The sequence below is a fragment of the Planomonospora corallina genome, assembly GCF_042650625.1.
GTDB lineage: Bacteria > Actinomycetota > Actinomycetes > Streptosporangiales > Streptosporangiaceae > Planomonospora_B > Planomonospora_B corallina.
Window position 1 is genome coordinate 172,860 of record NZ_JBHSBM010000008.1, and the last position, 21,799, is coordinate 194,658.

Consider the following 21,799-nt stretch of genomic DNA (forward strand, 5'->3'; position numbering starts at 1 on the left):
GCGTCCGCCGACGGTGCCGGACGCGGTCGGCGGGGGCTCGTCCTCGCGGCCGGTCGCCCCGCCGGGCTCAGCCGCGCGGTCTGCGGGCCGAGACGATCACATAGCCGATCTGGTCCTTGCGGGGCACGAAGAAGCCGTGGTGCCGGCTGGCGAACTCGGCGAGCGCCTCCTCGCCGAACTTGGCCAGCAGTTCCTCCCGCCGGCCCAGCGCGGCCTTGATGTACTTGGACTTGCGCCCGTACACCCGCGGGCCGCACTGGGTGTACTCCTCGATCTCGAAGCCGGCCGCCCTGGCGTACCCCAGCCATCCGTCCAGCGTCGGAAGCTGCGGCAGCTTCAGAGTGGACATGAAGGTGGCCACCCGCTCCGGTTCCTTCTCCGACTCCAGGCTGAAATCGGAGAAGGAGACCCGGCCGCCCGGGCGCAGCACCCGGAAGAACTCGGAGAAGACCCGGCCGGGGTCGGGCGCGTTCTGCAGCGACTCCAGCGCCAGCACGGCGTCGAAGGAGCCGTCGGGGAAGGGCAGCGCCATGTAGTCGGCGCGTTCGAAGCGCGTCAGGTGCGTCACGCCGTTCGCCGCCGAGCGCCGGGCGGCCTGGTCGAGCTCGTAGCCGCTCAGCGTGATCCCGGTGACCTCCACCCCGTACCGCCCGGCGAGGAAGACCGCGGTCTCGCCGGGCCCGCAGCCGGCGTCCAGCAGCCGCTCTCCCGGGCGGAGGCCGAGGGTGTCGGTGACCTTCCGGGTGATGCGGTGCACGGCGTCCCTGAGCGGGGCGTCGTCCTCGTCGTCGTACCAGTACCACATGTGCACCTGGCCGTCGCGCAATTCATCCGTGATCGGAGAACGCTCGTCGTAGTGCGTGCCGATTTCCGACGTGCCGATGGTTTCCATGTTCTGAATTAGCCGGGTAATCGCGGGCGGCCGCATCTCCCCGGTTGCTGGATGGTACGCACGCACAGAGATGCCGGAGGAAAGCACGCGGGTGATTATGGGGAACTGCCGCGATTCGCCCTGCTTCTCATCGCGAGAGGACCCATGACATGACCGTTTCCACAGTCCGCACGGAGGTCGCAGACCTGATCGCGCAGTTCTCGACGGCGCCGCTCGACTCGGTGGGGGAGAGCTATCTGCGGCTGGTCGGCGAGTTGTGGCACGAGGGGGTCGCCACGGACGCGGCGCCGCCCGCGGTGCCGCTCCTCGTGGCGGAGCTGGGACGCGCGGACGCCGGACGGCAGGGCTATCTCGCGGTCCTGCTCGGACTGCTCGCCGAGTCCGAGTACCCGGCCGCCGGCGGCCCGCTCTCCCGGGCGGTGCGGGAGGGCATCGACCTCTACCTCGGCCTGCTGGCAGGCGGCGCCAAGGACGACCCGCTGACGCTCGCCCTGCTCTACCTGCTCTCGCACTTCCCGGACGACCGCGACCGGATCCTGGAGGCAGTGGCGCCGCTCGGCCTGGACGCCGACGACCTGACCCGGCTGGACCGCAACCTGCGGCACCTGGACCCGGAACGGCCGGATCTCGGCCGGGTGTGGCCGTCGCCGTCCGTGTGGAAGCTGACCGAGCAGGAGCGGGAGTACGACAGGGCGTGGATCAGGAGCCTGACGCCTGAGCAGATCGCCACCAACTGGCACAACGACACCCGGACCGTCCTCGGGTACTCGGGCGCGAAGGCGTACTGGGCCGTCAGGTACGGCACGCCGGCGGCGATCGGCCCGGAGCCCGAGTCCTACGACCCGCCGCCCGCGCCGGAGCTCGGCCTGGACGCCTTCGGCCGCCACGCCGGCGCGCTGCGCTGCTCGGCCTGCCGGGGCCGCCTGTCGTTCGAGGACGACCACGTCCGGTGCGGGGCGTGCGCGCTGCGCTACCCCCTCGCGCGGGGCATCCTCGACCTCTCCGAGGGGGTCAAGGAGACCACGTTCGGCGTGGCGGGTGCCACCGACGAGGCGACCGCCGGCCTGCTCCAGAAGCTGGCCGAGATGCCGAGCATGGGCCTGTACTACGAGGCCGTGCTCCGGCCCGCCTTCCTCCGGATCGCCGGTGCGAACTGGGGCGACGAGGTGACGCCCGACGCCGAGGACCGCTACATCGCCGGTCGCCTGGCGGGTGTGGAGGGGCCGGTCCTCGACCTGGCCGCCGGCGCCGGCCGGTGGACCGAGGTGGTGGCCGGCGCGGTCGGAGCCGACCGGCTGATCGCCCTGGACATGGGGCTGCCCATGCTGACCGTGCTCCGGGGCAGGCTGCCGGAGGTGCCGGCGGTCCGGGCCAGCGCGCTGCAGCTGCCCTTCGAGGACGCCTCCTTCGCGGCGGTGAACTGCTGGAACGCGCTCCAGGCGTTCCCCGACGACGCGGCCGAGGCGATCACGGAGATGGGCCGCGTCCTGCGTCCGGGCGGCGTCCTGACCATGATGACCTTCCTGTTCGACCCCGACCCGGTCGCCCGCCATTTCCAGGCGTCCCACTTCTTCCCCAGCCGTCCGGAGGGCATGCTGCTCTTCGAACGGGAGGAGCTCCGCCGGTGGCTGGCGGACGCGGGCCTGAAGGTGCGTGACATGTCCGGTCCCGGCACGTTCGTCTTCATCACGGCCGAGCGGGAGGGCTGAGCCCGGCGTCCGCCGGCGCGGTTCTCCGCCGGCGGACGCCGGGGCGGGCGGCGGCCGCGGGCACGGGATCCGCGCCCGGTACGGCCCGGCTGCCGTGCCGGGCACGGAGGAAGGGCACGGAGGACACGGAGGACACGGAGGAAGGGCGCGGGAAAGGACCGGGAGAGAGCACGGGAAAGGGCCGGGAGAGGCGATGTCCCTCTCCCGGCCGCTGCTTTTTGTCCGTTGCTTTTGTCCGCTGCCGTCACAGGGGGACGGACGTCGTCAGCCCGCCGTCGACGGCGATCTCCTGTCCGGTGATGTACGAGCTGCGGGGCGACAGCAGGAAGCAGGCCGCGTCGGCGACGTCCTCGGCGGCGCCGAGCCGGCCCAGCGCCACGTGGCTGCGGCAGGTCTCCTTCGCCTCCTCGGTGTCGGAGATGCGTTCGAACATCTCCGTGACGACGTAGCCGGGGCTGACGGCGTTGACCCGGATGCCCCGGGGGCCCAGGTCCGAGGCCAGGGTCCGGGTCAGGTTGACCACGGCGGCCTTGGCGGCCGCGTAGACGGAGGTGAAGGCCAGGCCGCGGTGGGCCAGCCAGGAGCCGTTGACGACGATCGAGCCCCCGTCCTCCAGCAGGGGCAGCGACTTCTGGACGGTGAAGTAGACGCCTTTGAAGTTGATCCCGACGACGTGGTCGAAGTCGGCCTCGGACACCTCCGCGCTGCGGGCGAACTGCGCTATGCCCGCGTTCGCGAAGACCCCGTGCAGGCGGCCGAAGCGCCGCCGGACCTCGTCCTGGAGCCGGTCCAGGTCGGCGACCCGGGACACGTCGGTGGGCACGGTCAGCACCCGGTCGCCGGCGTCCAGTGCCTTCTCCGCGGTGGCCAGCCGCTCCCGGCTGCGCCCGGCGAGCACGACGCTCGCCCCCTCCGCCACGAGCCGTCGCGCGGTCGCCAGGCCCATGCCGCTGCCGCCGCCGGTGATCAGTACGGTTTTTCCTTCGAACTCCGCCATGGAGTTAGGCTCACATTCACCTCTCTCGGTTACATCTCCTTAATTGCGATGATTTTTCCGGATTGTCGGGCGAAGCATTCCTGGAGATGCGCGGCCGAATGCCGGGGCCGGACGATGAACGCGGTCAGAAGTCACGCTCAGGCCAGTATCCGACCGCCTCGCATATGCGGCTGAGCAACACCGGAATTCAAGGAGAAGACCACTATGGGCAACGATGTCGGTACCCGTGCGGTGGTGCTCGGCGGCAGTCTGGGCGGGCTGTTCGCGGCCAGAGTGCTCTCCGACGCGTACGACGAGGTCGTCGTGGTGGACCGCGATGAGCTTCTGGGAGTGGACGGGCCACGCCGAGGCTGTCCGCAGAGCCGGCACATCAACGGACTGCTCACCCGGGGTCAGCGGGCCATCGAGGATATGTACCCCGGCATCACCGAGGAGATGCTCGCCGACGGTGTGCCCAAGGGCGACCTGGCCGGGAGCGTCCGCTGGTACGTCCGCGGCAAGCGGCTCAAGCAGCGGAACGCCGACATGCTCTGCATCGGCCCCAGCCGGCCCAAGCTCGAGCACCACGTCAGGGAGCGCACCAACGCCATCCCCAACGTGCGCTTCGCCGAGCGCCAGGACATCCTGGGGCTGGTGGCGACGCCGGACAACAGCCGCGTCACCGGCGTGCGGGTGCACGATCTCGACGGCGACCGCGGTGAGGAGATCCTGACCGCCGACCTCGTCGTCGACGCCACGGGCAGGGGCTCGCGCACCCCGATCTGGCTGGAGGACCTGGGCTACCCGCGGGTCAAGGAGGACCGCAAGAAGATCGGCCTGGCCTACGTGACCCAGCACTACCGCCTGCGCACCGACCCCTACCTGGGCGACCTGTCCATCAACAGCATCGCGCATCCCGGCAACCCGCGCGGCGTGATCTTCGCGAAGACCGACGGCGGCCGGGTCGAGATGACCACGTACGGGATCCTCGGCGACCACCCGCCCACCGACCAGGAGGGCCTGTACAGGTGGGTCAAGACGCTGGGCGTCCCGGAGATCTACGAGGCCGTGGTCAAGGCCGAGCCGCTCGACGAGCCGGTCAAGTTCAGCTTCCCGACCACGCTGCGCCGCCGCTACGAGGACATGCCACGTTTCCCCGACGGGCTGCTGGTGGTCGGTGACGCGGTGTCCTGCTTCAACCCGGTGTACGCGGGCGGGATGACGGTCGCCGCGCTCTCCGCGCTGACGATCCGCGACCATCTCCACACCGGCGCCCACCCCGTGCCCCTGGACTACTTCCGCGACCTGGCCGCCAACATCATCGACCCGGCGTGGCAGATGACCCACAACGTGGACCTGAGCTTCCCCGGCGTCGAGGGCGAGCGCCCGCTCTCCCTGAAGATCGAGCAGAAGATGATGGCCCTCATCCAGAAGGCCGCCACGCGGGACAGCAGGATCACCGCGGCGTACATGCGGGTGTCGGGCCAGGTGGAGCACCCCTCCACGCTGCAGCGGCCGGCGTTCCTCCTGCGCGTGCTGCTGGCCCTGACCGGCCTGACCCCGGAGAGCCCGGACCGCGTCGCGAGCTGGGCCGCCCTCCCCCTGCCGGACGAGAAGCCGGAAGAGAAGCGAGAGACGGCGCAGCTGTCCTGAGACAGGGGAAGCGCGAGTGAGCAGGTCGGTCCATGACGCGGTGGAGCTGCACGTCAGGCGGCGGCCGGAGGCGGTCGCCGTGGAGTGGAACGGCACCCGCCTTTCCTACGGAGAACTCGCGGCGCGGGCGGCGGGGGTCCACCGGGCTCTGCGGGCGTGCGGCCGGGTCGAGGGCCGGCCGGTGGCGGTGCGGCTGCCGCGGGGACCGGACCAGGTCGCCTCGGTGCTCGGCGCGCTGAGCGCCGGCGCCCATGTGGTCTGCATGGGCGCCGGCGACGTGGGGGACCGCGGCCGGGCCGTACTGGACGAACTGCGGCCCGCCGCGCTGGTGGGCGCCGACGACGACCTGGCCCGGTGGTTCCGGGACGAGGCGGGCGGCGCCACCCTCCGGCCCGGAGACGGGGCGCCGGTCATCCCGCCGGTCACCCCCCCGGTGCCGTGCGCACCGGAGGACCTCGCCTACATCGCCTACACCTCGGGTACGACCGGCCGGCCCAAGGGCATCCCGCACACCCACGGCACCCTGGTCCAGTTCGTCACCTGGTTCGCGGCGGAGTTCGGCATCGGCCCGGGTTCCCGCGTGGCCCAGTGGGCCCTCCCCGGATACGACGCCAACCTCGTGGAGATCTTCGCGGCCCTCACCTCCGGCGCGACCCTGTGCCCCGTGCCCGAACGCACCCGGACGACCCCGGAACGGCTGGTGGGCTGGCTGGCGGCCGAGAGGATCACCCACTTCCAGACGGTTCCCAGCTTCATCCGGACCTGTCTGCCCGGACTCGCGGGCCTGCCGCACCTGGGACATCTCCTGCTCGCGGGGGAGGTCCTGCCGGGGGAGCTGGCCGCGGCGCTGCGCTCGGCCCTGCCCGGTGCGCGGCTGGTCAACCTGTACGGCCCGACGGAGTCGATCCTGGCGACCTGGTTCGAGGTGGACCGGCGGGTCCGGGGGACGGTGCCGGTCGGCAGGCCCGTCCCCGGCCGCGAGGTGCTGGTGGTGGACGAGCACGACCTCCCCTGCCCGCCGGGGGCCACAGGGGAGATCGTCGTCATGGGACCCCACGTCACGACCGGATACGTGGGCGCGGCCGCCGGCGGGAACGCGGCGTTCCGGCCGCTGGCCGGCCGGCACGCCTTCCGCACCGGCGACCGCGGCCGGTTCCGGGAGGACGGCGTGCTGGAGTACGGCGGCCGCGGGGACTCCCAGGTCAAGGTCAACGGCAGTCGCCTGGAGCTGGCCGAGGTGGAGGCCGTGCTCGCGGCGCAGGCTTCGGTGGCCGACTGCGCCGTCTCCGCCGTGACCGGCGCGGACGGCCTGGTGTCCCGGCTGGTGGCCCACGTCGTGCCACGCGGCGACGGGGCGGATCAGGCGGCATGGCGCGGAGCGCTCCGCGGCGCCTACGGCGCGTCCGTGCCGCCGGTGGTTTTCAAGATCTTGGACGAGCTGCCGAGGAACGTCGGCGGCAAGGTGGACCGCTCACGATTGGAAGGCGAACGTGACCCTGCTCGCAACTGAACGCACAGTCGACCTCGACGGGGAGAGCCTGGACATCGCCGGGACCAGGCGGATCGCCGAGGAGCGGGCTCCCTGCGCCGTGTCCCCGTCGGCGCTCGCCAAGGCCGCCGCCAGCAGGGCGCTCTTCGAGGACCACGTCAGCGAAGGCGTCCCCGTCTACGGCGTGACCACCGGCTACGGCGAGATGATCTACATGCTGGTGGACACCTCGAAGGAGGTGGAACTGCAGACGAACCTCGTCCGCAGCCACTCCGCGGGCGTGGGGCCGCTGTTCGCCGAGGACGAGGCCAGGGCGGTCCTCGTCGCCCGGCTGAACGCGCTGGCCAAGGGCTATTCGGCGGTCCGCCCCGAGCTGCTGGAGCGCCTGGAGCTCTACCTCAACAGGGGCATCACGCCGGCCATCCCCCAGATCGGTTCCCTCGGCGCCAGCGGCGACCTGGCACCCCTGGCGCACGTCGCCGTCACGCTGATCGGTGAGGGCTACGTGCTGCGGGACGGCAAGCGGGTCCCGACCGGCCAGGTGCTGCGCGAGATGGGCATCGAGCCGCTGGAGCTGCGCTTCAAGGAGGGCCTGTCGCTGATCAACGGCACCTCCGCCATGACCGGCCTGGGTTCCCTGGTGGTCTCCCGCGCCCTGGACCAGGTACGGCAGGCGGAGGCGGTCACCGCGCTGGTCGTGGAGACCCTGCGCGGCTCCACCAGCCCGTTCCTGGCCGAGGGGCACGACCTGGCCCGGCCGCACCAGGGGCAGATCGACACCGCCGCCAACATGCGGGCTCTGCTCGCCGGCAGCGGCCTGGCCGTCGAGCACGCCGAGCTGCGCAGGGAGGCCCAGGCCCAGAAGGACGACAGCGGTGTCTCCCGCACCGGCGTCTACCTGCAGAAGGCCTACACGCTGCGGGCCATCCCCCAGGTGGTGGGCGCCGTCAGGGACGTGCTGTACCACGCGCGGCAGAAGCTGGAGACGGAGCTGAACTCCTCCAACGACAACCCGCTGTTCTTCGAGGGCAAGGAGATCTTCCACGGCGCGAACTTCCACGGCCAGCCGATCGCGTTCGCCATGGACTACGTGACGATCGCGCTCACCCAGCTCGGGGTGTTCTCGGAGCGGCGCACCAACCGCCTGCTCAACCGGCACCTCAGCGGCCTGGCGGAGTTCCTCGTCGCCGGTGAGCCCGGCCTCAACAGCGGCTTCGCCGGCGCGCAGTACCCGGCGACGGCCCTGGTGGCCGAGAACCGCACCATCGGCCCCGCCAGCACGCAGAGCGTCCCGTCCAACGGCGACAACCAGGACGTCGTCAGCATGGGCCTGATCTCGGCGCGCAACGCCCGCCGCGTGCTGGAGAACAACTACAGGATCCTCGCCGTCGAGTTCCTGTGCGCCGCGCAGGCGGTCGACCTGTCCGCGCGGTACGACGGGCTCAGCCCCGCGGGCAAGGACACCTACGACAGGGTGCGCTCGCTGGTGCCGTGGGTCCCGCACGACCGGTTCATGGCGGACGACATCGAGGCGGTCGCGGACGCGCTGGCGCGAGGCGCGTTCCTCCGGGCCGGCGGGATCGAGGTGCGCTGATGGACTCACACGTGACCGTCACCGAACGGGCCCCGCTCTCCTTCAACCAGCAGTTCCTGTGCCTGTTCGACAGGGGAGACGGCGAAGGACCCTTCGGCCCCAAGTACAACATCGTGTGCGGCTGGCGGCTCACCGGCCCTGTCGCGGTCGGCCCCCTGCACGACGCCCTGGCGGACGTGGTGGAGCGCCACGAGGCACTGCGCTCCCGGATCGTCCGCGAGGGGGAAGGAGGCCACCAGGAGATCTTCCCGCCGAGCCGTCCCGCGCTGGTGGTCAGGGACCTGTCCGGCACCGAACCGGAGCGGCGCGACCTGGCGGCCGAGGAACTGCTCGTCGAGGTCGAGTCCGGTGCCTACGGAATGGAGGAGACGCCGCTCCTGCGCGCCTTCCTGGGCCTGTTCGACACCGATGACGCGATCCTCGTCCTGGTCGCCCACCACACGGCGGCCGACGAGTGGTCCATGCGGGTGATCATGCGGGACCTCGCCGTCCGTTATGCGATCCGGGTCGGCGAGCTGGTGCCCGACCTCCCGCCGGTCCGCCAGTACCAGGAGTTCGCCCGGTGGCAGCAGTCGTCCGACGCGGACGGCGCGTCGCAGCGGTACTGGCGGGAGAAGCTCGACGGCGCGCGGATCTTCGCCACCCCCACCGACCACCCCAGGTCGGCGGGTCTGCCCAAGGAGACCGCGTGGTACCGCTTCTCCGTCGAGAAGGAGGTCACCGACCGGCTCGCCGAGGTCGCCAGGGCGACGAAGAGCTCGCCGTTCATGGTCCTCCTCGCGGCGTACAGCGTGCTGCTCCACCGGTCCGGCGGCCCCACCGACATCGTCGTGCCGACCTTCACCTCGGGCCGCCTGCACGGCGGCTTCCACGACACGGTGGGTTCCTTCTTCAACTTCGTCCCCCTGCGGCTGGACCTCTCCGGGTGCGAGAGCTTCCGCCAGGTGGTGACGCGGGTCAGGAGCACCTGCCTGGAGGCGTACAGGCGGGACATCCCCTTCACGAAGATCCTGCAGGAGGCGCCGGAGCTGATGAGCCCGGCCGCGGCGGACGATCGCGCGGTTCTCGCCTTCCAGGTCTTCCGGTCCCCGCTGGAGTCCGACCGGCACACGGTCGGCAGGCTGGAGTACGCCGAGATCAGGGACCGGCGGCTGCCCCAGGCCAGCGGCGGCGACGTGCCGGACGGGGCCATGTGGCATCTGGAGCTGCTCCCCGCCGGCGGGATCAACGGGACGCTGGCCTACAACACCAACCTCTTCCTCGAGAGCACCGTCAGCGGGATGGCGGAGGACTTCCGGCAGGTACTGCGGAGCACGGTGGCGGCACCGGACGCCCCGCTCGCTCGACTCTGATCGCCAGGAGAATCAGGAGGTATCCGGAAATGAGCATAGGTTTCCCAGAGGATCTCAGCTTCCCTGTCATCCGGAAGAAGGTGGAGGAGATCTGGACCGAGGTGCTGGGAGTCACGGAGGGCCAGGAGGACGCCAGCTTCTTCGAGCTCGGCGGCGAGTCGGTGACCGCCTCCAGGATCGTCGCCCGGGTCGAGGACGAGCTGGGTGTCTGGGTCGAGGTGGGTGACATCTTCGAGGACGACCCCACCATGGAGGAGTTCGTCCGCACCGTCGCGGCGCGCGCCAACGTGGCGCAGTTGTGAGGGGGCGGGCCATGACCGGTGTGTCGCGGGTGAGACCCGACGCCGAACAGGACGAGGTCGTCGCCATCCTGGAACGCGACGGCGCCGTGATCGTCGAGGACCTGGTGGACGACGAGACGCTCGCGCGGCTCTGGGACGACCTCGGTCCCGCGCTCGACGCGTGCGACTTCAGCGGAGACTGGTACAACGGCAGGCGGACCCGGCGGGTCTCGTCGTTGTTCGCCAGGACGGCCCACCTGACTCCGGTGGTGACGCACCCGCTCTACCTCGGTGCGGCCCGGCGGATCATGCAGAAGCCGACGCACATCTGGATGGGCAAGGTCCGGGTGGAGATGGTGCCGAGCATTCAGATCAGCGGCACCCAGGTGATCCAGATCCACCCCGGCCAGGGCAAGCAGCCGCTCCACCGGGACGACGCGCTGCACCTGCGCACCCATCCCGGTCCGACGAGCCGGGTGCAGCTCATGCTGGCCATGAGCGAGTTCACCGCGGAGAACGGCGGGACCATGGTGATCCCCGGCAGCCACCACTGGGACGACGAGCGCGCACCCGGCGCGGACGAGGCCTTCCCGACGGAGATGCCCGCCGGATCGGGCCTCATCTGGCTCGGCGGCGTCTACCACGGCGGCGGGCGCAACACGGCCGACACCCCGCGCACGGGGCTCACCATCGCGCTGGACCTGGGCAACCTGCGCCAGGAGGAGAACCAGTACCTCGCCGTTCCCCCGGAGGCGGTGCTGGCCTATCCGGAGGAGGTCCGCCGGCTGCTGGGATACGACCGCTGCCCGCCGGGCCTGGGCTGGTACGAGATGGAGGATCCCTATTCACTGCTGGAGCGGGCCGAAGCCGCACGCTGAGAACGGCCTGGCACAGAAGCGACGCTGTGCCAGGCCGTTCCCCATGTCCGCCGGTGGGGCTCGCCCGCCGGAGGACGCCGGAGGGCGGGGGCGGGGGCGGGAGGCCGCCGGAGGCGGAGGCGACGCCGGGAGGCCCGGGCATCGAAATGCCCGGGCCTCCCGGTGCTCGGACGCTCGGACGCTCAGAAGGAGGGTCTGAGGTCCTCGAAGGACTTCAGGTCGGGGACCGTCCAGCCGTCGAGGTCGTACTCGTTGAGGCACTCCTCCACGAACGCGGTGTAGCCGTCCATCTGCCCGTTGGCGACCTGGGAGAGCAGCAGCTCGACGCGCGTGTTCTCGTGGTTGCCCGCGTAGTTGCGCTCGTAGAGCTCGTGCCGGCCGCCGAACTCGGTGCCCACGGCGTCCCACAGCAGTTTCATGAGCTTGACCCGGTCCACCGCCTGGACACCGTTCGAGCCCCGGCAGAACTTGTCCAGATAGGGGCGGATCTCCGGGTTCTTGAAGTCCTCGGCGCCGGAGTTCACGAAGATCAGGCCGCTCGCGACGTCCTGCAGGATGATCTCCCTGATCCGCGGGTAGCCGATCTGCAGGAACCACCGGTAGGCCTGGCCGTACTGGGGGTTCGGCAGCACGGCGCCGTTCTTCCACGGCACCGGGTTCCGCGCCGCGGCGTCGGACAGGGCCCAGAAGAGGTTCCGCCAGGCGAGCACCTCGCCGATGCGGGTCTGCACGCCCCTGAAGTCCTTGGTACCGGTGATCTCGACGGCTTTGTAGAGGAGGCCGGCGAGGAACTCCAGCTTCACCGCCATGCGCGTGCAGCCGTGGAAGGTGAAGCGCTCGGGGAAGCCGGAGTGCCCGGTGAAGAGCTGGGCCTTGCCCAGGTGCCCGTAGACGAAGACGTTCTCCCAGGGGATGAGCACCTTGTCGAACACCAGGATCGTGTCGTTCTCGTCCAGGCGGGAGGAGAGCGGGTAGTCGAAGGGGCTGCCCATCACCGCGGACATGGCGGTGTAGGACGGACGGCAGATCAGCTTCACGCCGGGGGCGTCCATCGGCGCCGTGGCCACCAGGGCGAACTTCCGGTCCTTGATCGGCAGTCCGTAGTGGGCGATGAAGTTGTAGTGGGTGAGCGCCGAACCGGTCGCGACCACCTTGGCGCCGCTCACGACGAGCCCGGCGTCGGTCTCCTTCTCCACGTGGATGAAGACGTCCGCCACCTGGTCCGGGGGGAGGTTCCGGTCGACCGGCGGGTGGATGATGGCGTGGTTCCAGTAGAGGACCTTCTCCTGCGACTCGCGGTACCAGCGCCGGGCGTTCTCGGAGAACGGTTCGTAGAATTCCGCGTTCGCCCCGAGCGTGCCGAGGAAGGACGCCTTGTAGTCCGGGCTCCGCCCCATCCAGCCGTAGCTCATCCGCGCCCACGCCGCGATGGCCTGCTGGTCGGCGACGAGATCCTCCGCGGTGCGGGGCGTGGTGAAGAACCGGTGGGTGTACCCGTCACCGCCCGTATCGGTCGACGTGGTCAGGACGTCCCGGTGGGCCGGGTCGTGCAGCGCGTCGTACAGGCGTGCGATCATCCGGGCCGGATTGGCGAAGGCCGGGTGCGAGGCCACGTCCTTGACCCGGTCACCGTAGAGGTAGATCTGCCGATCGTCGCGCAGGCTCTCGATGTACTCCGCTCCGGTCAGGGGCCGCGTCCTGCGCTGACCCCCCTGAACTGCGGTCATTGCACTCCTCATGATTCGTCGCTGACCACCCGGCGTACTCAGGCTGTCAGCCACGGTCATTCCGTGCTTCTCCGAGTATGCGGAACGCCCGGGAAAACACCCGGTGAGTGGCTGTTCGCAATTCAGGAGATGTGCCGGTCCGGGCCGGATGACATTCTCGGTTTCCGAGGTTCGCCAATTGATGTCCCGTTCTTCCGGAGGGCCGATGCTGACAACTGGAAGTCGAACCCATGAAGAGGTCGTTGGCCGCGTGGCCGAGCTGGCGCCTACGATCCGGAAGCACGCGGCCTGGACGGAGGAGAACCGCCGGCTGCACGAGGAGACCGTCGAGGCGCTGGCCGACGCCGGCGTGTTCAAGCTGCGCGTGCCGCGGCGCTACGGCGGCTACGAAGCCGGCACCCGCACCCTGGTCGACGTGGCCACCGAGCTGGGCCGGGCGGACGGATCGGTGGCGTGGACGGCCTCGGTCTACTGGATCCCGACCTACATGACCTGCCTGTTCCCCGACGAGGTGCAGGACGAGGTGTTCTCCACCCCCGACGTGCGGATCTGCGGGACGCTCAGCCCGGGCGCGATCGCGGCCCCCGCCGACGGCGGGATCGTCGTCAACGGCAAGTGGAGCTTCATCAGCGGTGCCTGGCACAGCCACTGGCAGGAGATCATCGCGATCCTGATGACGCCGGACGCCGAGCCGATGCCGGTCATGGCCCTGGTGCCGATGTCGGACCTGCAGATCGTGGACGACTGGCACACCTCGGGTCTGCGGGGTACGGGCAGCGTCACGACGATCGCCGAGGACGTGTTCGTCCCCAACGCCCGGGTCCTGCCGCTGCCGGCCGTACTGCAGGGGGAGAGCGCCTCGGCGCTGAACGCCGGGTCGCCGATCTACGGGGCCCCGCTGCTCCCGGTCGCGTCCGCCTCCTCGGTCGGCACCGTGCTCGGGCTGGCGAACGCCGCCAAGGAGGCGTTCTTCGAGAGGCTTCCGGGCCGGAAGATCACCTACACCCACTACGACAGCCAGGCCGCGGCTCCCATCACCCACCTGCAGGTCGCGGACGCCGTCATGAAGATCGACCAGGCCGCGTTCCACGCCCACCGGCTCGCCGACCTCGTCGACGGCAAGGGGGCGGGGCCCTGGACGCTGGAGGAGCGGGTCGCGGCACGCGCGGACCTCGGCGCCGTGTGCGGCCTGGGGAAGGCCGCCGTGGACATCCTGGCCTCGGCCAGCGGCGGGTCGTCGATCTACTCCGACGTGCCGATCCAGCGGATCGCCCGCGACGTCGGCGCCGTGAACATGCACGCGCTCATGAACCCGAACACCAACGCCGAACTCCACGGCCGCGTTCTGTGCGGTCTGGAGCCCGGAACCCTCTACATCTGATCCCCGGAGAAACGGAGCAGGGTTATGACGTCATCCGTAGTCGAGTCCGGCGTCACGAACGCCGACAAGGCGGCCGTGCTGTCCATCCCGGCCTGCATCGTCGCGGCCTGGGAGGCCCAGGACGGCCGGGCCTTCGCCGACGTGTTCACCGAGGACGGGACCATGATCCTCCCCGGCGTCTACCAGAAGGGCCGGCAGGCGATCGCCGCGTTCATGACGGCGGCCTTCTCGGGGCCCTACAAGGGCACCCGGGTCACCGGCCAGCCGCAGGACGTGCGCTTCCTCAGCGGCGACGTCGCCGTGATCGTCACCGCGGGAGGGGTGCTGGCGCCGGGTGAGAGCGAAGTCTCCCCCGAGCGCGCCGTCAAGGCGACATGGGTGATCGCCAGGGAGGGCGGTGAGTGGCGCCTGGCCGCCTACCAGAACAGCCCCGCCGGAGGAATCTGACAGGAACCGTTACCCATGCGCGGGCCCGGCATGTGGTGACCGCCGAACTCGAACGCCAGAGGCACTGATGACGGGTGAGCCATCGGTGCCTTTCGCGTCGCCGGGTGGCGAAAGGCCGCAGGGAGGGAGGGCTCCTGTGGCGTGCGCAGTCGTGGAGGTGAACCGTGGACGTCTCCGTTCTCGGGATATCGGCTGAGGCGGCGGAGGTTTACCGATACTTCCTGCGCTGCCCGGGCGAGGGCGTAGGCGAGGCCCGCCAGGCTCTCCAACTGGACCAGGACAAGCTCGAACGTCTCATCGAGGACCTGGCCAAGCTCGGCCTGCTCGACATCTCGGACCGTCACCGGGTGCTGGCGACCGAGCCGCGCGTCGGCATCGAGCGGCTCATCGAACAGCGCATCGACGAGCTCAACACCGAGATCCGCCAGGTACTGGCCGCGCGTGACGCCATCGGCTCGTTCGTGGAGGACCAGAAGCGAGGAGAGGACTCCGAAGCGGCCCTCGCCATCGAACGGGTCGAAGGGCTGGCGGAGGTCCGCCGGCGGATAGACGACCTGGCGTTCTTCTCCTACAAGCACGTGCTCGCCCTGCACCCGGCCTCCCCCACGGGCCTGATGGTGGCCGACTACGTGGAGGCGGCCCGCAAGACCGACATGCGCAGCCTGCGGCGAGGGCTGACGATGCGCGCCGTCTATCATCCCTCGGTCCTGGCCGACCCGGTCTTCGAGGCGTATCTGTACGAGACGATCAGCCTGGGAGCCGAGGTGCGCGTCACCGACGAGCCGATGGACCGAATGATCATTTATGACAGCGTGGCCGTCGTCGCGGTGGATCCCAAGGAGACCACCAAAGGCGCGCTGTTCATCCGCGAGCAGGGGCTGGTCTCCCAGCTGCACACGTACTTCAGCGGCGTGTGGCAGGCCGCCGTCGACCTGCGGGAGTACCAGTCGCCCAGCTCGGACACCCCCGACCTCACCGACCTGGAACGGCGGGTGCTGGCCGTGATGGCCAGCGCGGACAAGGACGAGATCGCCGCACGCGAGCTCGACGTGTCCGTACGGACCTACCGCCGCTACGTCGCCGATCTCATGAGCCGGCTGGGCGCGGTGAACCGCTTCCAGGCGGCGCTCAGGGCGAAGGAAGAGAACTGGATCTAGCGTCTCCGCCCCGCTCCGCCCTCGCCGCCCTCTCCGCCCTCTCCACCCCCGCTCCACCGCCGCGCCGGCGGTGGAGCGGGGTCCGTCGGCATGAGCCCCAGGACCACGGCCCCACGGCCCGAGGGCCGCTCAGGGCCTCAGAGCATCGGGGCCTCAGAGCATCAGGGTCTCAGCTCGGGCCGTTGAGGGAGGCGGCGTCGGGTTCACGGGACGGAGAAGACCCGGATTCGCGATCCGGCTCGGGCTCCGGCTCCGGGCTGCGGCCGGGCCGGCGCCGCGTGCGGAGCGCCCGCAGCTGGAACAGCAGTATGCCCAGGCCCGCGCAGGCGAGCAGGGACGTGAAGATCCATTCTGCGGAGCCGTCGGGCCCGTAGACACGGTAGGGACGTCCGACGTCGACCGCGGGAGTGGTCGCTCCCGCGGTCAGCGAGTCGCGGCCGCTGCCGTGCAGCGCGACGGAGGACCGGACCTCCTGGCCGGCGGCGGACCGGAAGTCACCGATCCAGGTGCACGACTCGTGGCCCGGGTGCTGGACGCACTGCAGGGTCCTGGCCGTGAAGACGCCCGGCACGCCGTCGGCCCGTGCGGCGCGGACCGCAGGGCCGATGTTCGGGACCGAGATCCAGAGAAGGAGGACCCCGATCAGCGAGATGACGGTTCGCCAGATCATCTTCAGCGGGCGAACGCCACGGCGCAGGTGCAGCGGGCGGCGGCCCGTTCGGCGGCACCGGGACGGCGGTGGATGAGCATCGCCACGACCATGGGCGCGAAGACGATGGCGTTGTAGAACAGGTGCAGTTCCATGCGCGGCAGGACGAGCTGGAGGATGCTGGTGGGCGCCGGCCTGCCGAGCAGGTGGAGGCCGCTGAGGCTCTGCGCCAGCAGGAGGAGGTGCTCCAGGTGGTGCCAGACCTGGACACCGAGGGCGATGTTCCACCAGGTCCGGGAGCGGCCCGTGAAGCCCTGGCGCAGGAGGACGAAGCCGACCAGCATCACCAGGGCGTAGCCGTAGTGCATCCACTCGGAGGTGACGAGCCAGGGGAAGGGGAGTCCGAGCACGCCCCTGGCCTCGGCCAGGGGCCAGTCGAGCAGGTAGACCTGCGCGGCCTGGGCCAGGTGCTCCGCCCAGTGCGCGAGGACGATGACGAGGAACACACCCAGCGCGGCCTTGTGGTGGTGGGTGTTGAGCGGCGACGGACGCCGGACGGATGTCGTTGCCATGGCGGGATCCGATCGTCGATTCGGTGTACGGATGGCCCGGTCATCCTCACCGCTGCTGCGACGGTGCCGCACCTTCTGTCATGCGGCACCGCCGAGCCGGGGGACGGGCGTGCTAGACGTCGGCGGCCGCCACGTCGGACAGAAGCCTGCTGAGCCCGTCGGGATTGGAGAACATCGGCCACTGCCCGGTCGTCAGGGTGCGGAAGCCCCAGCTCGGTTCGGCGCGCAGGGCCTCGATCTCGGGAGCGACCCGTCCGTCGAAGTGGTCCTTCTCGCAGACCACGTAGGTCCCCCGCAGTTTGGAGACGGGCCGGGACATCAGGGCCGGCTCGGAGACCGTGCGTCCCGGATGGGCGATCATCTGGGTCCGCAGGAACTCCGCCTGCTGCCGGGACAGGTCCTGCCCCTCGGCCACCACCGTGACGTCGGGCGGAGGCCAGCGGCCGTCGTTCTGTTCGATCGTCCTGAGCTCGTAGTCGCGCACGCGGTCGGGGAAGGAGTCCAGCAGCGACCGGCCGTCGTGCGGCAGGAACGCCTCGACGAACACCGTGTGGGCGACCCGCTCGGGCATGCGGTCGGCCACGATGCCGGCCACGATGCCCGAGTAGCTGTGCGCGACGACGTAGGCGTCATGCAGGTCGGACTTCTCGATGACCGACAGTACCTCGTCGACGTGGGTCTCCAGGCCGATGCCCGAGACGTCGGCGTCCGCGTCGTCGAGGCCGGACAACGTGATCGTCCTGGCGTCGTGGCCGAAACGCTTGAGTCTCTGGGCCACGCCGACCCAGGCCCAGGCCCCCGTCCAGAGACCGGGAAGCAGGATGAAGGAGCGCTTCACAGACATGAGCTTCCTCCTCTACGCGACTCTCTGAACAGGTACTGCCCCGGAACCGTGCGGTTTCGCCCTCGGCGTGACGTCCCGATGGAGGTCGGTGATGTCCGCCTGGCGGATGACGAGGGGACCCGTCCCCGACATGACGGCGACGGCGCCCGCGAATCCGGCTCCCACGTCGAGGGTCCGCAGCTGCACCTCGTCCGCCGGGGTGTCCAGCGGCCAGGAGACGAGCCGGGGATTCCCCCACGAGGCACTGATGCCCAGCTTCTTGGGCGCGATGCGGAGCCCGTGGCCCGTCATCTTGAGCACGGCCTCCTTCCACGCCCAGTACTGGGTGAAGGCGGAGTGCTGCTGGTCTTCGGGAAGCGCGCGCAGAGCCCGCAGCTCCTCCGGGGAGAGGGTGAACTCCGCCAGCTGCCGAATCTGGTCGTTCAGCACCGCCTCCACGTCCACGCCGACCTTGCCGGCCAGGGTCAGGGCGACCACGACCCGGTCGCCCGAGTGCGACAGCGACACGTGCACGTCGGAGCCGGCGTTGACGATCCGCGGCTTGCCGTGCGGCTTGCCGCAGTAGTGACAGGTGCGGTTGACCTCCACCTCGCCGGGCTCGATGCCGAGGTGCGCCGAGACGGCCGTGCGGAGCAGCCAGCACCCGGCGAGGTTCCGCCGCCGGTCCTCATCCCGCCGGTACGTCAGGGCCCGCCGCAGTTCGGCGCTGGTGAGGGGCGAGCTGAGCTTCTCGATCGACAGCTGGGTGGGGTCGATCCACCACACACGGCACTCGTTGGCGCGCAGAGCGATGCTGGTCATGAGCCGAGTCCTTTCGAAGAGTCGGAGTGAGGCATGTCGCGGCAGGTGACGAGTTCCCAGTCCGCGTTTTCCGGCCGGGTGAGCGCTGCGATCGTCCGAGCGTGGATGTTGTCGATATCCGCATCCGTGCCGACGAGCAGGACCACCTCTCCCGGGCTGTGTCTCAGGTCTTTCGACCAGTGCTGGGGAAGGGCCGCCATGATGCGTATCCCGGCTATTGGCGAGTTGATCAGAAAATCGCTGCCGATATAGCGGAACTTGAGCTCGGCGACCATTAGGCGATTCCGTTATCCTGATTATCGTCCACGTTATGGGCCTTGACCGGCGGCGCGGTGGAGCAAGTCATCGGATCTCCGTATTCCGTGTCGGTGATTCAACCTGACACAACAGACGATGCGACATCGGTGCGCACCGCGCCAGAGAAACCCGAGGCAATAAGCTGCCCGCCGGTGTCCGCTTCCTGTCACCGTCGCCGCCCGCCTTCGGGACCCCGCGGCCGGCCGTGCCCGGCCGGTCCGCCCGGGGTGGGCGCGGAGATCCCGTCCGGTTCGGTCCGCACGGCCCTCCACTGGGCGTGACGGTTGTGATCTGCCGAGTAGACGCAGTTCAGGAGGGTTCATTGACCGTCAGGCGGTCCGGCGGAGTGTCCTGGGCGCGTGAGAGGGCAGTGTCCGCTCCCAGCCGGTGACAGGAAGCGGACACCCCCCTGCAGCATGCTGCCGCCGCTTTCTCTGGATCGCGGGCCGCGAGTGCCGCAAATTGGTTCTTGCGACAAGCGAACGCAGTCCCGAGAGGAGCAAGAAAATGAAGAACACCACCGCCTCCACCGTCAAGAACACCGTCTCCGTCAAGCTCTTCGGCGCTCTCGCGGCCGGTATTATCGGCGCCTTCTCCGCATTCGGTTTCGCGATCGCCTCCGACCAGCCGCAGAACGTGGTCCACGTCTTCGCCGATGGCACTCCGGCCTCCGCCCCGACCCCCACCCCCACCCCCACGAACGCCAACGGCCAGTGGGGCTGACCGGATCGGGAGCACAACCGGACGGAAATGCCGGATAAGCCGGTAAGAACATTCGTTGAAGAGGCTCGCGCATTACCTGCCGCCCCCGGCCGGGCCCGCGGTCGTCAGCACGATCGGAGATGCCCGCAAGCTCGTCCGAGTAATTGACTGGTGGGATCAGGAAAGAGGTGAACGAATGCTTGCGAGCCTGACCGGTGACTCCCGACCCGCCGCGGCGCCCCGTCTCCATCAGGAACACAGGAGCCTTCGCCCGGAACACGGGAGGACGTGCCGATGAGCATCTCCGAACTCGATCTCGTCGGCCGGCCTGATGCGGAGATCCCCCCCTCACCCCCCAAGCCGTGCGTCCCCACGATGGACGTCCTGCGCGAACGACACGAGCGTTTGCGAGACCAGATCGTCGCCGGACGCCAGGACGCCACCGAGCGCCAGCACAGGCTCGGCAAGCGGACGGCCCGGGAGCGCCTGGCGCTTCTGCTGGACGAGGGGTCCTTCGTAGAGATCGACATGTACCGCAGGCACCAGGCGCACGGCCTGCGCATGGAGGAGCACAAGCCCCACACCGACGGTGTGATCACGGGATCGGGCACCATCCACGGCCGCCGGGTGTTCGTCTACGCTCAGGACTTCGCCATCTTCGGCGGCTCCCTCGGGGAGGCGCACGCCGCCAAGATCCAGAAGGTGCTGGATCTGGCCATCTCCACCGGCTCACCCTTCATCGGGCTGAACGACAGCGGTGGCGCCCGCATCCAGGAGGGCGTGATGTCCCTCAACGGCTACGGCGGCATCTTCCAGCGCTTCGTCCAGGCGTCGGGCGTGATCCCCCTCATCAGCGTGGTCCTCGGCCCGTGCGCCGGAGGGGCCGCCTATTCCGCGGCGCTGGCCGACTTCACCTTCATGGTCCGCGACACGGCGCACCTGTACCTCACGGGGCCGGACGTCGTCGAGGCCGTCACCGGGGAGCGGGTCACGCACGGCCAGCTCGGCGGGACGGAGATGCACGGCGAGCACTCGGGCGTGGCGGCCTTCGTCCACGACGACGAGGAGAGCTGCCTCGACGACGTGCGCTACCTCGTCTCGATGCTGCCGGCCAACAACCTGGAGCTGCCGCCCAGGGGCGCGCCCCGCGGCGCGACGACCGACGTGCGTCCCCGCTTCGCCGAGATCGTCCCGGTGGACAACAGCAAACCGTACGACATGCGGGAGATCATCGCCGAGCTGGTCGACGACGGCGAGTTCCTGGAGACGCACGAGCGCTGGGCGGCGAACGTCATCTGCGCCTTCGGCCGCATCGACGGTCAGGTGGTGGGCATCGTGGCCAACCAGCCCCTGGTCCTGGCCGGAGTGCTGGACGTGCCCGCTCCGCAGAAGGCCGCCAGGTTCGTACGCTTCTGCGACGCCTTCAGCATCCCGCTGGTGACCCTGGTCGACGTGCCGGGCTTCCTGCCGGGCACGGACCAGGAACGCAGCGGGATCATCCGGCACGGCGCCAAACTGCTCTACGCATACTGCGAGGCGACGGTGCCGCGAGTCCAGGTCATCCTGCGCAAAGCGTACGGAGGGGCCTACATCGTCATGGACTCCCGCTCCATCGGTACGGACGTCTCTCTGGCGTGGCCCACGAACGAGATCGCCGTCATGGGCGCCGAGGGCGCGGTCAACGTCATTTACCGCAGGGAACTGGCTGCGGCCGCCGACCCGGCCGAACTGCGGCCGAAGTTGGTCAAGGAGTATTCGGATCAGCTGGCCCACCCCCACTACGCCGCGGAGCGGGGGCTGGTCGACGACGTGATCGATCCGGTGCAGACACGCGCCGTCGTGGCGCGGGTGCTGGAGATGCTCGGCGACAAGCGCAAGCCCCAGCCCCAGCGCAAGCACGGAAACGTCCCGCTCTGATGAGGGACGCCGAGCAGCGGATCACGGAGATCTGGCGGGCGGCTCTCCGGGCCGGCCCTGAGGACGGAGACGCCGGTTTCACCGAACTGGGCGGAAGGGGCATAGACGCGGCGCTGATCGCCGCCCGGATCCAGCAGGATCTCGGCATCACGGTCCCGCCCAGCTACCTGTTCTGCTACCCGCGACTGGCCGATTTCATCGCGCGGTGCCGGACCGAGGGCCGCGGGCAAGAGCGCTGGGAGCATGATCCCGCAGACGGGGGAGGCGGGCACACCGCCGATGAGCACGGATCCCACCGGAGAGCACGGCCACCGTACGTGGTGAGCAGGCCTGGCAGATCCGCCGGGACCGGAGGGCGAGGCCGGCCAGAACGCGCTTGAACACCGAGCGCACCTCCTCGGCCAGGTACGGCTAGGTGCCCGTGCGGTGATTCCGGTGATATCCGCCGGTTGCGGGCGACGAAAAAAGCCCCCTCCTTCGG

At 70.0% G+C, this 21,799-nt stretch carries 21 protein-coding genes; 13 read left to right on the forward strand and 8 right to left on the reverse strand.

The features are described from left to right. Positions 1–67: 67 nt before the first annotated feature. On the reverse strand, positions 68–892 hold the full coding sequence (locus ACFOWE_RS02780; RefSeq protein ID WP_377285153.1) for a methyltransferase domain-containing protein: 825 nt from the start codon (positions 890–892) through the stop codon (positions 68–70). 149 nt (positions 893–1,041) lie between these two features. Between ACFOWE_RS02780 and ACFOWE_RS02785 the strand changes: the two genes are divergently transcribed. Beyond that, the gene (locus tag ACFOWE_RS02785) at positions 1,042–2,601 is read left to right on the forward strand and encodes a methyltransferase domain-containing protein (protein ID WP_377285154.1); all 1,560 of its coding nucleotides are present in this window, start codon (positions 1,042–1,044) and stop codon (positions 2,599–2,601) included. Positions 2,602–2,845: 244 nt separating this feature from the next. Here the strand turns inward: ACFOWE_RS02785 and ACFOWE_RS02790 are convergent, their stop codons facing one another. Continuing rightward, the gene (locus ACFOWE_RS02790; protein ID WP_377285155.1) at positions 2,846–3,598 is read right to left on the reverse strand and encodes an SDR family NAD(P)-dependent oxidoreductase; all 753 of its coding nucleotides are present in this window, start codon (positions 3,596–3,598) and stop codon (positions 2,846–2,848) included. 204 nt (positions 3,599–3,802) lie between these two features. Here ACFOWE_RS02790 and ACFOWE_RS02795 point away from each other — a divergent pair, with 204 nt between their 5' ends. The 6 genes from ACFOWE_RS02795 to ACFOWE_RS02820 are packed head-to-tail and all read left to right on the forward strand — an operon-like array spanning position 3,803 to position 10,824. Next, positions 3,803–5,230 carry an FAD-dependent oxidoreductase gene (locus tag ACFOWE_RS02795; protein WP_377285156.1) on the forward strand — a complete coding sequence of 476 codons (1,428 nt, stop codon included), beginning with the start codon at positions 3,803–3,805 and terminating at the stop codon, positions 5,228–5,230. Positions 5,231–5,246: 16 nt separating this feature from the next. Beyond that, a complete protein-coding gene (locus ACFOWE_RS02800; RefSeq protein ID WP_377285157.1) occupies positions 5,247–6,740 on the forward strand; it encodes an amino acid adenylation domain-containing protein in 1,494 nt (497 codons plus the stop codon). Beyond that, on the forward strand, positions 6,721–8,313 hold the full coding sequence (gene cmdF / locus ACFOWE_RS02805; RefSeq protein WP_377285158.1) for a tyrosine 2,3-aminomutase: 1,593 nt from the start codon (positions 6,721–6,723) through the stop codon (positions 8,311–8,313). Before ACFOWE_RS02800 ends, cmdF begins: the two co-directional genes overlap by 20 nt. Then, positions 8,313–9,665, forward strand: a complete 1,353-nt coding sequence (locus tag ACFOWE_RS02810; RefSeq protein ID WP_377285159.1) for a condensation domain-containing protein — start codon at positions 8,313–8,315, stop codon at positions 9,663–9,665. Before cmdF ends, ACFOWE_RS02810 begins: the two co-directional genes overlap by 1 nt. Positions 9,666–9,694: 29 nt before the next feature. Continuing rightward, positions 9,695–9,967: a phosphopantetheine-binding protein gene (locus ACFOWE_RS02815; RefSeq protein ID WP_377285160.1), complete on the forward strand. Its 273-nt coding sequence runs from the start codon at positions 9,695–9,697 to the stop codon at positions 9,965–9,967. Positions 9,968–9,978: 11 nt separating this feature from the next. Next, complete coding sequence (locus tag ACFOWE_RS02820) at positions 9,979–10,824, forward strand: phytanoyl-CoA dioxygenase family protein (RefSeq protein WP_377285161.1); 846 nt, start codon at positions 9,979–9,981, stop codon at positions 10,822–10,824. Between the two features lie 182 nt (positions 10,825–11,006). Here the strand turns inward: ACFOWE_RS02820 and ACFOWE_RS02825 are convergent, their stop codons facing one another. Further along, the gene (locus ACFOWE_RS02825; protein WP_377285162.1) at positions 11,007–12,551 is read right to left on the reverse strand and encodes a 4-hydroxyphenylacetate 3-hydroxylase family protein; all 1,545 of its coding nucleotides are present in this window, start codon (positions 12,549–12,551) and stop codon (positions 11,007–11,009) included. A gap of 205 nt (positions 12,552–12,756) precedes the next feature. On the opposite strand from ACFOWE_RS02825, the gene ACFOWE_RS02830 reads away from it, so the two are divergent. From ACFOWE_RS02830 to ACFOWE_RS02840, 3 genes are all read left to right on the forward strand, one after another. Further along, positions 12,757–13,932: an acyl-CoA dehydrogenase family protein gene (locus ACFOWE_RS02830; protein ID WP_377285163.1), complete on the forward strand. Its 1,176-nt coding sequence runs from the start codon at positions 12,757–12,759 to the stop codon at positions 13,930–13,932. 24 nt (positions 13,933–13,956) lie between these two features. Beyond that, the gene (locus tag ACFOWE_RS02835; RefSeq protein WP_377285164.1) at positions 13,957–14,379 is read left to right on the forward strand and encodes an SgcJ/EcaC family oxidoreductase; all 423 of its coding nucleotides are present in this window, start codon (positions 13,957–13,959) and stop codon (positions 14,377–14,379) included. A gap of 164 nt (positions 14,380–14,543) precedes the next feature. Beyond that, entirely contained in the window at positions 14,544–15,536 is a 993-nt protein-coding gene (locus ACFOWE_RS02840) for a hypothetical protein (RefSeq protein ID WP_377285165.1), read from the forward strand. A gap of 169 nt (positions 15,537–15,705) precedes the next feature. Here the strand turns inward: ACFOWE_RS02840 and ACFOWE_RS02845 are convergent, their stop codons facing one another. The 5 genes from ACFOWE_RS02845 to ACFOWE_RS02865 all read right to left on the reverse strand — a co-directional run bounded on the left by ACFOWE_RS02845 (position 15,706) and on the right by ACFOWE_RS02865 (position 18,677). Further along, positions 15,706–16,206, reverse strand: a complete 501-nt coding sequence (locus ACFOWE_RS02845) for a hypothetical protein (protein WP_377285166.1) — start codon at positions 16,204–16,206, stop codon at positions 15,706–15,708. A gap of 2 nt (positions 16,207–16,208) precedes the next feature. After that, positions 16,209–16,757 carry a hypothetical protein gene (locus tag ACFOWE_RS02850; RefSeq protein WP_377285167.1) on the reverse strand — a complete coding sequence of 183 codons (549 nt, stop codon included), beginning with the start codon at positions 16,755–16,757 and terminating at the stop codon, positions 16,209–16,211. A gap of 112 nt (positions 16,758–16,869) precedes the next feature. Further along, positions 16,870–17,601: an alpha/beta fold hydrolase gene (locus ACFOWE_RS02855; RefSeq protein WP_377285168.1), complete on the reverse strand. Its 732-nt coding sequence runs from the start codon at positions 17,599–17,601 to the stop codon at positions 16,870–16,872. Positions 17,602–17,613: 12 nt separating this feature from the next. Then, positions 17,614–18,402: a 4'-phosphopantetheinyl transferase family protein gene (locus ACFOWE_RS02860; RefSeq protein WP_377285169.1), complete on the reverse strand. Its 789-nt coding sequence runs from the start codon at positions 18,400–18,402 to the stop codon at positions 17,614–17,616. Next, a complete protein-coding gene (locus ACFOWE_RS02865; RefSeq protein ID WP_377285170.1) occupies positions 18,399–18,677 on the reverse strand; it encodes a hypothetical protein in 279 nt (92 codons plus the stop codon). The genes ACFOWE_RS02860 and ACFOWE_RS02865 overlap by 4 nt, the downstream gene beginning before the upstream one ends. Positions 18,678–19,206: 529 nt before the next feature. Here ACFOWE_RS02865 and ACFOWE_RS02870 point away from each other — a divergent pair. From ACFOWE_RS02870 to ACFOWE_RS02880, 3 genes are all read left to right on the forward strand, one after another. Then, positions 19,207–19,422 carry a hypothetical protein gene (locus ACFOWE_RS02870; protein ID WP_377285171.1) on the forward strand — a complete coding sequence of 72 codons (216 nt, stop codon included), beginning with the start codon at positions 19,207–19,209 and terminating at the stop codon, positions 19,420–19,422. Positions 19,423–19,695: 273 nt separating this feature from the next. Next, positions 19,696–21,318, forward strand: coding sequence for an acyl-CoA carboxylase subunit beta (locus tag ACFOWE_RS02875; protein ID WP_377285172.1), 1,623 nt, complete (start codon positions 19,696–19,698; stop codon positions 21,316–21,318). Beyond that, complete coding sequence (locus tag ACFOWE_RS02880) at positions 21,318–21,698, forward strand: acyl carrier protein (protein WP_377285173.1); 381 nt, start codon at positions 21,318–21,320, stop codon at positions 21,696–21,698. The genes ACFOWE_RS02875 and ACFOWE_RS02880 overlap by 1 nt, the downstream gene beginning before the upstream one ends. The last annotated feature ends 101 nt before the right edge of the window (positions 21,699–21,799 follow it).